This window comes from Enterobacter sp. DC4 (genome assembly GCF_000568095.1).
GTDB classification, from domain to species: domain Bacteria; phylum Pseudomonadota; class Gammaproteobacteria; order Enterobacterales; family Enterobacteriaceae; genus Enterobacter; species Enterobacter pseudoroggenkampii.
Genome location: NZ_AZUB01000001.1, coordinates 924,233 through 937,739, shown reverse-complemented (window position 1 = coordinate 937,739; position 13,507 = coordinate 924,233). Strand labels below are relative to the sequence as shown.

The window sequence follows — 13,507 nt, the reverse complement described above, 5'->3', positions numbered from 1 at the left end:
GCTGGCGTGCCAGCGAACAGTTAGGCCAGGCTCCGCGCAGGCCGTTGGGTGATACGTATGCGATAAAACAAAGCGGCCCCTTACCGGGGCACGTTATCAGGCGTTTTTCAGCATCCACTCAATTTCAGTTTCGGTAATCAGGCGTTCAAACTGCAGCAATTCATCATTTTTGCAGGCGTGATAGACGTGGCAGAAACGCTCGCCCAGCCGCTCGCGAAGATGATCGTTTTGCATAAATTCCCACAGCGCATCGCTCTGACGGATCGGGAACGGCAGTCCGTCCTGCTCCAGACCATTGCCTTCAACTTCTTCCTGCAGGGGTAAATCGTTATCCAGCCCATGTAGAATGCCGGCAAAAATCGCCGCCATCACCAGATATGGATTCGCGTCTGCTCCCGCCACCCGGTACTCGACCCGATGGTTATGGCGATCGCCGCAGGGGATGCGCAGGGCAACCGTGCGATTATTGTGTCCCCATGACGCCTGCGTCGGCACGTACATTCCCGGCTGGAAACGGCGGTAGGAGTTGACGTTCGGTGCCAGCAGCGCCATGGACGCCGGCATCAGATCGATCATCCCGGCCAGCGCGCGTTTCAGCAGCGCGGAATCCTCGCCGCTGGCGTCAGCGAGCACGTTTTCGCCTCTGTTGTTTTGCATGCTGATGTGGATATGCATCCCGCTGCCCGCATGCTCTTCATACGGCTTTGCCATAAACGTGGCGTGCATCTTATGTTTTTCCGCCATCTGCCTGACGAGACGTTTTAGCGCCAGTGCATCGTCGCAGGCATCGAGCACGTTTTCCGTATGGTGCAGGTTAATCTCAAACTGGCCCGGGGAGGCCTCGGCCACAGCCCCGTCGGCGGGGATCAGCTGCAGCTGCGCCAGCTCGTCAATATCGTTCAGCACGTCAGCAAAGTGGTTCAGGTTATCAACCGAGTAGACCTGACTCTGCGTGTTACGCACGTCGGTGCCCGGCGCACAGGGTGGCTGCAGATAGCCGTCGGCATCGCGTTTACGGTCAAGTAAATAGAACTCCAGCTCTACCGCTACCACGGGGAACAGACCGCGCTGGCGCAGCTGCTGCCAGAGTCGGTTGAGTACGTTCCGCGGCTCAACGTCAAAGGGAGCGCCATCTTCATCGACCATGGTGAGCTGCACCTGACCAATGTATTCCGGGTCGGCGGCGGACGGTGTCAGGGTGCCCGGTACCGGCACGCAGATACAGTCCGGCTCGCCGAGCTCCTGCCCCAGTCCCGCCTCTTCCACGACGTTACCCAAAATGTCCATGGCGAAAACCGATGCCGGGAAATAGCAGCCTTTTTCAAGTTTGCTCAGTCCGGCAACCGGGATGCGTTTGCCGCGAAAACAGCCGTTCAGGTCGGTCAGGAGGACGTCAATAAACTGGGTGTCAGGATACTTTTCTAAATAGCGCTTCACTTCCTGCGTAAAGGCGCTGCCCCGCCTCTCATCCGTGTGCTGCACAAAGTTCTCAACTTCTACGATATTGGTTTCCATGATTTACCACCGTTTTTGGGTTTTGCGTTCGCTGCTCAGGACTGTCAAATATAATGTCCACCCTATCGAATCTGTATGCAAACAAATTGTTTGTCAAATGTTAAATTAAGTTTGCAAAAGGCAGATCCCGTTGCTAGATTGAGAAAATATTGAACGAAAAGGCCGTTTCAGAGGTGAGAATGGCCTAAATTTAGTCCACTTTGTGAGGGCGATCATGGAAAATATAATGAACAAGCCAGTTATTGGCGTGGTGATGTGCAGAAACAGGCTTAAGGGTCATGAGACCCAAACCCTGCAAGAAAAGTACCTGAATGCCGTTATTAACGCAGGGGGCTTACCTATTGCCTTACCGCATGCGCTGGCAGAGCCAGAGCTAATGAACGCTCTGCTGCCAACCCTGGACGGGATTTACCTGCCGGGCAGCCCAAGTAACGTGCAGCCGCACCTTTATGGTGAAAACGGCGATGAGCCTAACGCCGATCCCGGGCGAGATCTTCTGAGTATGGCGCTGATTGCCGCCGCGCTCGAAAGGCGCATCCCCATTTTCGCCATCTGCCGGGGGCTGCAGGAACTGGTTGTTGCGACGGGAGGAACGCTGTATCGCCGCCTGTTCGAGCAGAACGACCTGCTTGAACACCGGGAGGATGCTGAACTGCCGGTTGAGCTACAATACGCCCCTTCTCATGAAGTTCAGGTTCAGGAAGGAGGACTGCTGTCTCAAATAATACCAGGCTGTAACAAATTTTGGGTAAACTCGTTACACGGGCAAGGCGCACGAACGTTAGGACCACGGCTCCGCGTGGAGGCCCGCTCGACGGACGGACTGGTCGAAGCGGTTAGCGTTCATGACCACCCTTTTGCCCTCGGCGTGCAATGGCACCCCGAATGGAACAGCAGCGAGTACGCCCTGTCACGCATGTTGTTTGAAGGTTTTATCACCGCCTGTCAAAGCCACGTTGCCGAGAAGCAACGGCTTTGACCACTATCGTAAAGGAAATGCAACTATGAGCGATGACGGACTGGCGCCAGGGAAACGTCTGTCAGAGATCCGCCAGCAGCTGGGTCTCTCGCAGCGGCGTGCCGCCGAACTGTCTGGGTTAACACACAGTGCCATCAGCACCATTGAGCAGGATAAAGTCAGTCCTGCCATCAGTACGCTGCAAAAGCTACTGAAAGTCTATGGGCTGTCGCTCTCGGAATTCTTTTCGGAACCGGAAAAACCTGATGAACCGCAGGTGGTTATTAATCAGGAAGACCTTATCGAAATAGGCAGTCAGGGGGTTTCGATGAAGCTGGTTCATAACGGAAATCCGAACCGTACGCTGGCGATGATTTTTGAAACTTACCAGCCTGGAACCACGACCGGAGAGAGGATCAAACACCAGGGTGAGGAGATCGGTACGATACTGGAAGGTGAAATATTGTTGACCATTAATGGCCAGCAATATCACCTGGTTGCGGGGCAAAGCTATGCCATCAATACCGGCATACCGCACAGCTTCAGCAACACCTCGGCAGGCATCTGCCGCATTATCAGTGCCCACACCCCCACCACGTTCTAATTACCACTCAGTCCCGGCGTAAGCACGCTTACGCCGGGAAATATAAAAACGATCGATGTCGGCATTCAACGGGTTAATTCCCGGGATGCCTCACGGCTTCGTATTGCCTGAAACGGCCATGCCTTTATTTATCTGATTGCGAAAGAAAGGAGTGAATATGCATTTTAAGCACCTGACTTACTGGCAGGATAAAGCAAAAAACAGCGCCATTGAGGCCCGGTTATTTATTAACGGTGCCTATTGTGACGCCGCCGATAATGCCACGTTTGAAACCGTCAATCCCGCTACCCGGCAGACGCTGGCGAACGTGGCCCGGGGCAAGCAGGCGGACGTGGACCGTGCAGTTCAGGCCGCGCGTGAGGTATTTGAGCGCGGTGACTGGTCACAGGCGTCTCCGGCACAGCGCAAGGCCGTGCTAAATAAGCTCGCCGATTTGATGGAACGCCACGGCGAAGAGCTGGCGTTACTGGAAACACTGGACACCGGTAAACCCATCCGCCACAGCTTGCGCGACGATATTCCCGGCGCGGCTCGCGCTATTCGCTGGTACGCCGAAGCGGCGGATAAAGTCTACGGCGAAGTGGCGCCTACGGGGCCGGGCGAGCTGGCGATGATCGTGCGCGAGCCCATCGGGGTTGTTGCGGCCATCGTCCCCTGGAACTTCCCGCTGCTGCTGGCCTGCTGGAAGCTGGGCCCGGCGCTGATCGCGGGCAACAGCGTGGTACTGAAACCGTCGGAGAAATCGCCGCTCTCCGCCCTGCGGCTGGCCGGGCTGGCGAAAGAGGCGGGCCTGCCGGACGGCGTGCTGAATGTGATAAGCGGTTACGGCCACGAAGCGGGCCAGGCGCTGGCGCTGCATCCGGAGGTTGAGGTGCTGACGTTTACCGGCTCTACCCGTACCGGCAAGCAGCTGTTGAAGGACGCGGGTGAAAGCAACATGAAGCGCGTCTGGCTGGAGGCAGGCGGCAAGAGCGCCAACATTATCTTTGCCGACTGTCCGGACCTGGACAAGGCCGTGAGCGCGACAGCCGCCGGGATTTTTTATAACCAGGGACAAGTCTGTATCGCCGGTACCCGCCTGCTGCTCGAAGACAGCATCGCCGATGCGTTCCTGGCAGAGCTGAAAGCGCAGGCCCGTCACTGGCAGCCAGGCGATCCGCTCGACCCCGACAGCACGATGGGCATGCTCATCGACGCTGCACACGCCGATACCGTCCACACGTTTATTCGCGAGGGAACCCGGAAAGGCTCGCTGCTACTGGACGGGCGGGAACAATCATGGCCTTCCGCAGTCGGTCCAACCATTTTTGTCGACCTCGAGCCCGACTCCCCGCTGTGCCGGGAAGAGATTTTCGGGCCGGTGCTGGTCGTTACCCGATTTAAAACCGAAGAGGAAGCCTTAACGCTGGCCAACGACAGTGAATACGGGCTTGGCGCGGCGGTATGGACCCGCGATCTCTCCCGCGCGCACCGCATGAGCCGCCGCCTGAAAGCAGGCTCGGTCTTCGTCAATAACTATAACGACGGCGATATGACCGTCCCCTTTGGCGGCTATAAGCAGAGCGGCAACGGTCGCGATAAGTCCCTGCACGCGCTGGAAAAATTTACCGAACTGAAAACCATCTGGATTGCCCTGGAGCCTCAATCATGACCGAACATACCACCAGCTACTACGCGGCCAGCGCGAACGCTTATAAACCTTTCCCGACGCTTAACGAGTCGATCAGCTGTGACGTATGCGTGGTGGGCGGCGGCTATACCGGCCTCTCCTCCGCGCTGCACCTCGCCGAAATGGGCTACGACGTGGTGCTCCTTGAAGGGGCGCGCATCGGCTTCGGCGCCAGCGGACGCAACGGCGGCCAGCTGGTTAACTCCTACAGCCGCGATATCGACGTGATCGAGAAAAACTACGGGCCCGATGCCGCCAGAATGCTCGGGAGCATGATGTTTGAAGGCGGGGAAATCATCCGGGAGCGTATCCAGCGCTATCAGATCCAGTGCGACTATCGTCCCGGCGGGCTGTTTGTGGCGCTAAACCATAAGCAGCTGGAGACGCTGGAGGAGCAAAAAGCCAACTGGGAACGCTACGGCAACACGCAGCTCGAGTTGCTGGACGCCAGCGCCATCCGCCGGGAGGTCGACAGCGAACGCTATACCGGCGCGCTGCTGGACCGCAGCGGGGGGCATATTCATCCGCTGAACCTGGCGATCGGCGAAGCGGACGCCATTCGCCTGAACGGTGGCCGGGTGTATGAGCAGTCCCCGGTGACCGCCATTCAGCACACCAGCCCGGCCGTGGTGAGCACGCAGCATGGCCAGGTGACGGCCCGCTACGTGATCGTCGCCGGGAATGCCTATCTGGGCAATAAGATCGAACCGGAACTGGCAAAACGCAGCATGCCCTGCGGCACTCAGGTGGTGACCACCGCCCCGCTGCCGGAAGAGGTCGTCCGCACGCTGATCCCCAATAACTACTGCGTGGAAGATTGTAACTACCTGCTGGATTACTACCGTCTCACCGCCGACAACCGCCTGCTGTACGGTGGTGGCGTCGTCTATGGCGCGCGCGATCCGGACGATGTCGAGCGCCTGGTGATGCCAAAGCTGCTCAAGACCTTCCCTCAGCTGGCAGGCGTCAAAATCGACTACCGCTGGACGGGCAACTTCCTGCTGACCCTGTCGCGTATGCCGCAGTTTGGTCGTCTGGATAAAAACATCTATTACATGCAGGGCTACAGCGGCCACGGCGTGACCTGCACCCACCTGGCCGGACGGCTGATCTCGGAACTGTTGCGCGGTGACGCTGAGCGCTTTGATGCGTTTGCCAACCTTCCGCACTACCCCTTCCCGGGCGGCCGCAGCCTGCGGATTCCATTCACGGCGATGGGCGCGGCGTACTACAGCCTGCGCGATCGTCTTGGCGTATGATCGTTTCGACAAAAGGGTATCTGACATGAGTAACCAGGAATTTCATCAGCGCAGACTTTCTGCCACCCCGCGCGGCGTAGGCGTAATGTGTGATTTCTTTGCCCGCTCGGCGGAGAATGCCACGCTTACCGACGTGGAAGGCAACGACTATATTGATTTCGCCGCCGGGATCGCGGTACTGAATACCGGCCATCGACATCCTGAACTGGTGGCCGCGGTGGAAAAACAGCTTCACCAGTTCACCCACACGGCCTACCAGATTGTGCCGTATGAAAGCTACGTTTCATTGGCCGAAAAACTTAACGAGCTGGCCCCGGTGCAGAGCCCGGCCAAAACGGCGTTCTTCACCACGGGCGCGGAGGCGGTGGAAAATGCCATTAAAATCGCCCGGGCCCACACCGGCAGACCGGGTGTGATTGCCTTCGGGGGAGGTTTTCACGGCCGAACCTATATGACCATGGCGTTAACCGGCAAGGTCGCACCTTACAAGCTGGGATTTGGCCCCTTCCCGGGGTCGGTTTATCACGTGCCGTATCCCTCCGAGCTGCACGGCATCACGACGCAGGATGCCATCACGGCGATAGAACGCCTGTTCAAAGCAGATATTGAGGCGAAACAGGTGGCGGCGATTATTTTTGAACCCATTCAGGGTGAAGGCGGATTCAACGTCGCCCCGCCAGAGCTGGTGGCCGCCATCCGCCGCATCTGTGATGAGCACGGGATTGTGATGATTGCCGACGAAGTGCAGAGCGGCTTCGCCCGTACGGGTAAACTGTTTGCCATGGAACACTACGCGGACAAACCCGACCTGATGACGATGGCTAAAAGCCTGGCAGGCGGAATGCCGCTGTCCGGCGTGGTGGGCCGCGCCGAAATCATGGACGCGCCGGCGCCCGGCGGTCTGGGGGGTACCTATGCAGGCAACCCGCTGGCGGTGGCCGCCGCGCACGCGGTGCTGAATATCATCGACAACGAGTCACTGTGCGCCCGCGCCCGTCAGCTGGGCGATCGGCTGAAAGCCACGCTGGAGGAGATTCAGGGCGCCTCCCCTGCACTCGTGGCGATAAGGGGAAGAGGCTCGATGATTGCGGCGGAGTTTTTCGATCCCGAGAGCCGAGAGCCTTCGGCCGCCATCGCGCAGGCGATCCAGCAAAAGGCGCTCGCCCAGGGCCTGCTGTTGTTGATCTGCGGCCAGTACGGCAACGTGATCCGCTTCCTTTATCCGCTAACCATTCCGGATGCCCAGTTCACCCAGGCGCTGGCGATCCTGCAACAGGTTATGCGCGATAAGTCCTGAGTGCCCACCGAAAACCGTCTCCCGGAATTCCGGCGACGGTTTCAACGGAGGAAATCGGCACAGATTTCCTCCGTGTGGGAAATGTTGGGGAAATGGGTCCGTTTCATTGTATGCTCCCTGAAACACATCCCTGGCATGAGGAAATAAGAATTGCAAAAAACATCAGCCTATCAGTCACTTGCGAAAACCTTCCAGCGTCTCTCCCGCTTCTCGCACCTCTCCTCCATCGCCAGCTGGGACATGTTCACCATGATGCCGCCAGGCGGCAGCGCCGCGCGCGGCGAGGCGCTGGCGGAGATGAGCGTCCTGCAGCACCAGATCCTGACCGATAAAAAAGTCGGCGACCTGTTAGCGGCAGCGGCAGGAGAAGATCTGAATGACGTCGAGCAGGCCAACCTGCGCGAAATGACGCGCCACTACCAGCAGGCGACCCTGCTGCCCGAATCGCTGGTGGAAGCCAAATCGCTGGCGGGCAGTAAATGTGAACACGCCTGGCGTACCCAGCGTCCCGCCAACGACTGGAAAGGTTTTTCCGCCAACCTGAAAGAGGTAGTCAAACTCAGCCGCGAAGAGGCTCGCCTGCGGGCGGAAGCCAAAGGCTGTACGCCTTACGACGCGCTGCTGGATATTTTTGAACCCGACATGACCAGCGCGCGTCTGGACATTCTGTTCGGCGATATGAAGTCCTGGCTACCGGACCTGCTGGCAAACGTGGTGGAAAAACAGGCTCAGCGCTCGTTCGTTCCCCCTCAGGGCCCCTTCCCGACGGCAACACAGCGTGAGCTGGGCCTGGAAGCCATGAAGATGCTTGGCTTCGATTTTAACGGCGGCCGCCTGGACGTGAGTGCGCACCCGTTCTGCGGCGGCGTCCCGGAAGACGTGCGTATCACCACGCGCTATGACGAAGATGAACTGCTCAGCGCGCTGTTTGGGGTGATCCACGAAACCGGACATGCCCGCTACGAACAAAACCTGCCGCGCGCGTGGGCAGGACAGCCAATTGCTCTGGCGCGTTCAACCGCGATCCATGAATCACAGAGCCTGTTCTTTGAAATGCAGCTGGGACGCAGTGAGGCCTTCCTCAAACATCTCCTCCCTGCGGTGCACGCCCGTTTTGGCAGCCAGGCGGCATTCAGCGAAGAGAACTTTATTGCCTGGAACCAGCGCGTGAAGCCGGGTTATATCCGCGTCGATGCGGACGAAGTGAGCTATCCGGCACACGTGGTGCTGCGCTATGAGATTGAACGTGCGCTGATCAACGGCGAGATCGAGGTGGACGATATTCCCGCCCTGTGGGACGAGAAAATGCAGGCCTGGCTCGGGTTATCCACCAAAGACAACTACCGCAACGGCTGTATGCAGGATATCCACTGGACCGACGGCGGTTTTGGTTACTTCCCATCCTATACGCTGGGAGCCATGTATGCCGCGCAGCTGTTCCATGCCGCGAAAACGGCGCTTCCGGGTCTGCAGACATCGATCGCTGAAGGTGATTTTTCGGCGCTGTTTGACTGGCTGCGCCAGAACATCTGGCAGCACGGTAGCCGCTTCAGCACGTCGCAATTAATCACCCAGGCAACGGGGGAAGATCTGAATATCCGTTACTTCCGCGAGCATCTGACCTCCCGTTATCTTTAATCCCTCTGCCGGAGCCTGCTCCGGCACTCTTCTCACCCTTTTCAATAAGAATATGATTTAGCACATATTGCCATGATTGCGCCGGGTGTATGAATGCGTGTCCTTCCGACACAATTAGACTGCTATCAGGCCAGGATTAAAAAAATAAAGGGATCAATGATGAAAGGCATAATGAAAACGATGTTAGCGATTCTGTGTGCGACCAGTTTAAGTACTTTCGCAGCCACGGATAATACCCCGCAAGACGCGTTCAACGATATTACCCGCTCTCTTGCAGACCTCCAGCCCATCACGTTTCAGGCTCCCGCTGAAAAATATAAGCTGCTGGTGTTTATTGATAATCAGTGCATTTACTGCAGCAATGTAGTGAAAAACGTTAAGCAATATACGGATGCCGGTTTGACGATGTCGTTTCTGACCGTTGCGCCCAGCGCCATTCGCGACTCGGTAATTGAAGATATGGGGCGCGTCTGGTGTTCAGCCGATAAGGTCAAAAGCCTGCAACAAGCGATGGCGGGATTTTTACCGAATAACGACACCACGACAGCGTGCTCCGATCTTATCGCGCGGCAATCTGCACTGGCAGAACGTTTGGGCATTAGCATCACCCCGGTAATGGTGGTTATTGAGCCTGAATCACGATCGATTATAGGCAGTCAGTCACCTGCGGCTATTCTGGCGACACTGAACAAATAACAGAGGCCTGTACGAGCAGCGGCGTTAGGCCTGTTCGTACATTCTTCTCCCCTCTGTACATTCCGTTACACGCCGATACCAATCACTCACGGAAACCTCGAATTTACAGGGATATAGTTATTTCAACGGCCCCGCAGTGGGGTTAAATGAAAAACCAAATTCGAGGGTATGAGAATGAATAAAGTATTAGCTCTGGTTGTTGCCGCTGCTATGGGTCTGTCTTCTGCTGCATTTGCTGCTGACACTACCGCAACTGCTGCACCGGCTGCCGCACCTGCTGCAACCACCACCGCTGCCCCAGCAAAAGCGGTTCACCATAAGAAACATCACAAAGCTGCAGCGAAAAAAGAAGCCGCTGCACCTGCAACCGCAGCACCAACCGAGCAGAAAGCTCAGGCTGCCAAAAAGCACCACCACAAAAAAGCCGCTAAACCGGCTGTAGAGCAGAAAGCTCAGGCTGCTAAAAAACACCACCACAAAAAAGCCGCTAAACCGGCTGTAGAGCAGAAAGCTCAGGCTGCTAAAAAGCATCACAAAAAAGCAGTAAAACACGAAGCTGCTAAACCAGCTGCACAGCCAGCTGCGTAAGAGTACAAGCTAAACCGTGCCCTTCGGGGCACGTTGGTAAACCGGCGCCGAACCGGAACAGGTTCCGCGCCGTTTTTTTTATCCGGAGGGCGTATGCTGCGACGCTATCGGTTTGAGCTGATTCTGATCCTGCTTATTTTATGCGCGCTCATCGCCAGCCATTTTTATCTTTCCTGATTGTAGCACGCTGATTTTACTCCCACTTTAGCGCTGTCCCGTCTATAGTATTTTCATAGGGTTCACTTTTAATAATCATAATTACCCCCACCAGAGTGTGATATGCGTAAATCTGTTGTGTTGTTACTGGGAACGTTTGGTCTTTTTTCTGGATTTTCACATGCGGATGATGGCGGTGATGACACCATTAGCGCGAAAGAGCTAAAGACGCTTTTTTTCGGTCATGACGATCGCACGCGCGTCGCCGATCCCACTCAGGCCCCCTGGGATGCTATAGGTCAACTGGAAACCGCCAGCGGTAACTTATGTACTGCGACGTTGATCACCCCGCAGCTTGCCCTGACGGCAGGCCACTGTCTGTTAACCCCACCAAACGGCAAGCCGGATAAAGCGGTTGCCCTGCGGTTTGTGTCGCAAAAAGGGACCTGGCGCTATGAAATCCACGGCATTGAAGGTCGGGTTGATCCCTCTCTTGGCAAACGTCTGAAACCGGATGGTGATGGCTGGATCGTGCCGCCGGGGGCTGCCTCATGGGACTTTGGCCTGATCGTTTTACGCTACCCGCCTTCAGGCATTACGCCGCTGCCGTTATTTGAGGGCGACAAAGCCGCACTCACCGCCGCGCTGAAAGCCGCTGACCGGAAGGTGACGCAATCGGGCTATCCTGTCGATCATCTGGATACGCTTTATACGCATACCGACTGTATTGTGACGGGCTGGGCGCAAACCAGCGTACTCTCCCATCAGTGCGATACGTTACCGGGCGATAGCGGCTCACCGCTGATGCTGAAAACAGATAACGGCTGGCAGCTGATCGGTGTGCAGAGCTCTGCCCCGGCGGCGAAAGACCGCTGGCGCGCCGATAACCGGGCCTTGTCCGTGACCGGTTTTCGCGACAAGCTGGAAGCGCTGGCGCAGCAGTAAATCAGCAGCGTCTGACCTTACGTAACGCTCTGATTGACTCAATCGGCATCGGCTGGCTGAACCAAAAACCCTGCAGTTGATCGCAGCCAGCCAGCCGCAGCAGTTTCATTTGCTTCTCGGTTTCCACCCCTTCTGCCACCACCGCCATGCCCAGCGCATTGGCGATCCGCACCGTGCCGCTCACCAGCGCGGCCGCCTGTTCATCGTGGTCCACCAGCCCGGCCAGGGATTTATCGATCTTGATGGTGTCGAAGTTAAAACGCCGCAAATAGCCAATGCTGGAATAACCAGTACCAAAATCATCCAGCGCCACCGCGGTGCCCAACGCTTTAAGATTGGCTATCGCCATGCGGGCACGCTCCGGGTTTTCCAGCACGTAGGACTCCGTGACCTCAAGCTGCAGTCGGTGGGCCGGAAAACGGGTGGTCTCCAGCACGCTGGCCACTTTTTCTTCAAAGGCGGGATCGCGAAATTGCGCGGGGGAGATATTTACGGAGAGCTTTAAGTCGCCGTACGGCTGCAGATCCTGGCAGGCCCGCTGCAACACAAACTGGCCCAGCTTGTAAATCAGACCGCTGGTCTCCGCAATGGTGATAAAAATATCCGGCCCAAGCGGCCCGTCCGGACGACGCGGCCAGCGGACCAGCGCCTCGACACTGCTCATTGTCTGGCTGTGGGCGTCAATAATCGGCTGATACCAGACATCAAACTCATCGCGTGCCAGACCGTCACGAATCTGATTTTCAATCGCCAGCTTGCGTTCCCGGACGCTGTTCAACTCCGCATCATAGTGGGTAATACGCCCTTTCCCGCTCATTTTGGCGTGATACATGGCAATATCGGCGCGGCGAAACAGTTCTGAGCTATTGCATTCAGTCAGGGTTCCGCTGGCGATACCGATACTGGCCCCGATATGGATGGTGCGTTCCCCCAGTTGAACCGGGGTGGTGAGAAAATCCAGCACCGAAACGGCAAAGGCGGTAGCCTGCGCCTCTGCATCATCACCGCCGATGGTCATGGCAAATTCATCCCCGCCCATCCGCGCCAGCATCCCGCCCGGCGGCACGCGTTCACTCAGCGTTTTCGCAATCGCCACGATGAGATCGTCCCCCACGCTGTGACCATAGATATCATTCACATCCTTAAAACCATCGAGATCGATAAACACCACGCTTTTGACGTCGGTATCACCGCGTAAACGCACCCGATCCAGCGCCTCGATGAGCGCACGCCGGTTAGGCAAGTGGCTTAGCCAGTCCGTTCTGGCAACCAGACGCGCCTGGCTTTCTCCTCGCGCAAGCTTGTACAGCCCCACGCTGCTCACCAGAATAAAGAGCAGGATCAGGGCCGACGCCAGCACCACAATCTGCCTGATATCAGAAGATGCCGCCTGGGCGGCCTGCGCCCCCGGAAGCCGCGCCTGCCAGTTAAGATAGCCCAGCAGCTCCCCAGCCGAACTGCGCAGCGGCATACTCAGCTCGTTAATTTTTTCCGGCGTAAAGTGAAGGTTATCGATCTGAAAGGTCGCTCCCAGGTCGGATAAGATTCTGGCGTTCAGATGACGGGTGATCACCAGATAGCGGCGTGTTCCGTCGGTAACCTGTAATCTTCCGACCATCGGGCGAATCAATCCAATGCCCACAAAAGCGACGCCGCTGCGTGTTTTGCTGATCCCGGCATAGATATTTTTATCGCTTGATAAGTCGCGCGCGTGCTGAGTAATAAGGGCTTTCAGCCCCTTACCGAAAAAATCGAGATTCGTCTCCTGAAAGGGCTGACTTTTAAACGATCCCCAGATGACATTGAAATGCTCATCCAGCACGAAGGTCCCGTCATAGAGGTTATTGATTTTAAAGCCAGCACCCCAGGTGTTATACAACCAGTCGGTATCGAGCGTGGGACGGTAGGCCTCCCGCACCGCATCGTCCCAGACGGCGTTATCCAGCACCAGCGAGGAGACGCGATTAACCGAGGTCTGAATAGCCCCCTGCACGGAAAGCGCCGTACGGTGTTCATCAATTTCGTTGGTTTTGGTGCTGATAAGATGCAGGGAAAGATAGAGCAGTGCGACGATGGAGATGATTAAGCCGATCCCCGCCATGAAGACCATGGCAAACAACGTTCTCGCATTGGGAATATTGCGCCAGCTTAATGTGCGATACATCAGCCATCCTCTTCATGT

At 56.9% G+C, this 13,507-nt stretch carries 11 protein-coding genes; 9 read left to right on the top strand and 2 right to left on the bottom strand.

From position 1 onward, the window contains the following. Window positions 1–96: 96 nt before the first annotated feature. A complete protein-coding gene (locus tag P349_RS19550; RefSeq protein ID WP_024909135.1) occupies window positions 97–1,515 on the bottom strand; it encodes a glutamine synthetase family protein in 1,419 nt (472 codons plus the stop codon). Window positions 1,516–1,729: 214 nt separating this feature from the next. Here P349_RS19550 and puuD point away from each other — a divergent pair, with 214 nt between their 5' ends. From puuD to P349_RS19590, 9 genes are all read left to right on the top strand, one after another. Further along, window positions 1,730–2,494: a gamma-glutamyl-gamma-aminobutyrate hydrolase gene (puuD, locus tag P349_RS19555; protein ID WP_032651105.1), complete on the top strand. Its 765-nt coding sequence runs from the start codon at window positions 1,730–1,732 to the stop codon at window positions 2,492–2,494. Between the two features lie 25 nt (window positions 2,495–2,519). Further along, on the top strand, window positions 2,520–3,077 hold the full coding sequence (puuR, locus tag P349_RS19560; RefSeq protein ID WP_008502454.1) for an HTH-type transcriptional regulator PuuR: 558 nt from the start codon (window positions 2,520–2,522) through the stop codon (window positions 3,075–3,077). Between the two features lie 157 nt (window positions 3,078–3,234). Continuing rightward, window positions 3,235–4,728, top strand: a complete 1,494-nt coding sequence (puuC, locus tag P349_RS19565; RefSeq protein WP_032651103.1) for an aldehyde dehydrogenase PuuC — start codon at window positions 3,235–3,237, stop codon at window positions 4,726–4,728. Beyond that, entirely contained in the window at window positions 4,725–6,005 is a 1,281-nt protein-coding gene (locus P349_RS19570; protein ID WP_032651101.1) for an NAD(P)/FAD-dependent oxidoreductase, read from the top strand. Before puuC ends, P349_RS19570 begins: the two co-directional genes overlap by 4 nt. 25 nt (window positions 6,006–6,030) lie before the next feature. Further along, complete coding sequence (gene puuE / locus P349_RS19575) at window positions 6,031–7,302, top strand: 4-aminobutyrate transaminase (RefSeq protein ID WP_032651100.1); 1,272 nt, start codon at window positions 6,031–6,033, stop codon at window positions 7,300–7,302. 150 nt (window positions 7,303–7,452) lie between these two features. Beyond that, window positions 7,453–8,940, top strand: a complete 1,488-nt coding sequence (locus P349_RS19580; protein WP_032651098.1) for a carboxypeptidase M32 — start codon at window positions 7,453–7,455, stop codon at window positions 8,938–8,940. Between the two features lie 171 nt (window positions 8,941–9,111). Continuing rightward, the gene (locus P349_RS19585; protein ID WP_238550756.1) at window positions 9,112–9,636 is read left to right on the top strand and encodes a thioredoxin fold domain-containing protein; all 525 of its coding nucleotides are present in this window, start codon (window positions 9,112–9,114) and stop codon (window positions 9,634–9,636) included. A gap of 174 nt (window positions 9,637–9,810) precedes the next feature. Further along, window positions 9,811–10,224, top strand: coding sequence for an acid resistance repetitive basic protein Asr (asr, locus tag P349_RS0124090; protein WP_032651095.1), 414 nt, complete (start codon window positions 9,811–9,813; stop codon window positions 10,222–10,224). 279 nt (window positions 10,225–10,503) lie between these two features. Next, window positions 10,504–11,325, top strand: coding sequence for a trypsin-like serine peptidase (locus tag P349_RS19590; protein ID WP_032651094.1), 822 nt, complete (start codon window positions 10,504–10,506; stop codon window positions 11,323–11,325). Window position 11,326: 1 nt separating this feature from the next. Here the strand turns inward: P349_RS19590 and P349_RS19595 are convergent, their stop codons facing one another. Continuing rightward, window positions 11,327–13,489, bottom strand: a complete 2,163-nt coding sequence (locus P349_RS19595) for a bifunctional diguanylate cyclase/phosphodiesterase (protein WP_032651093.1) — start codon at window positions 13,487–13,489, stop codon at window positions 11,327–11,329. Window positions 13,490–13,507 lie beyond the last annotated feature (18 nt).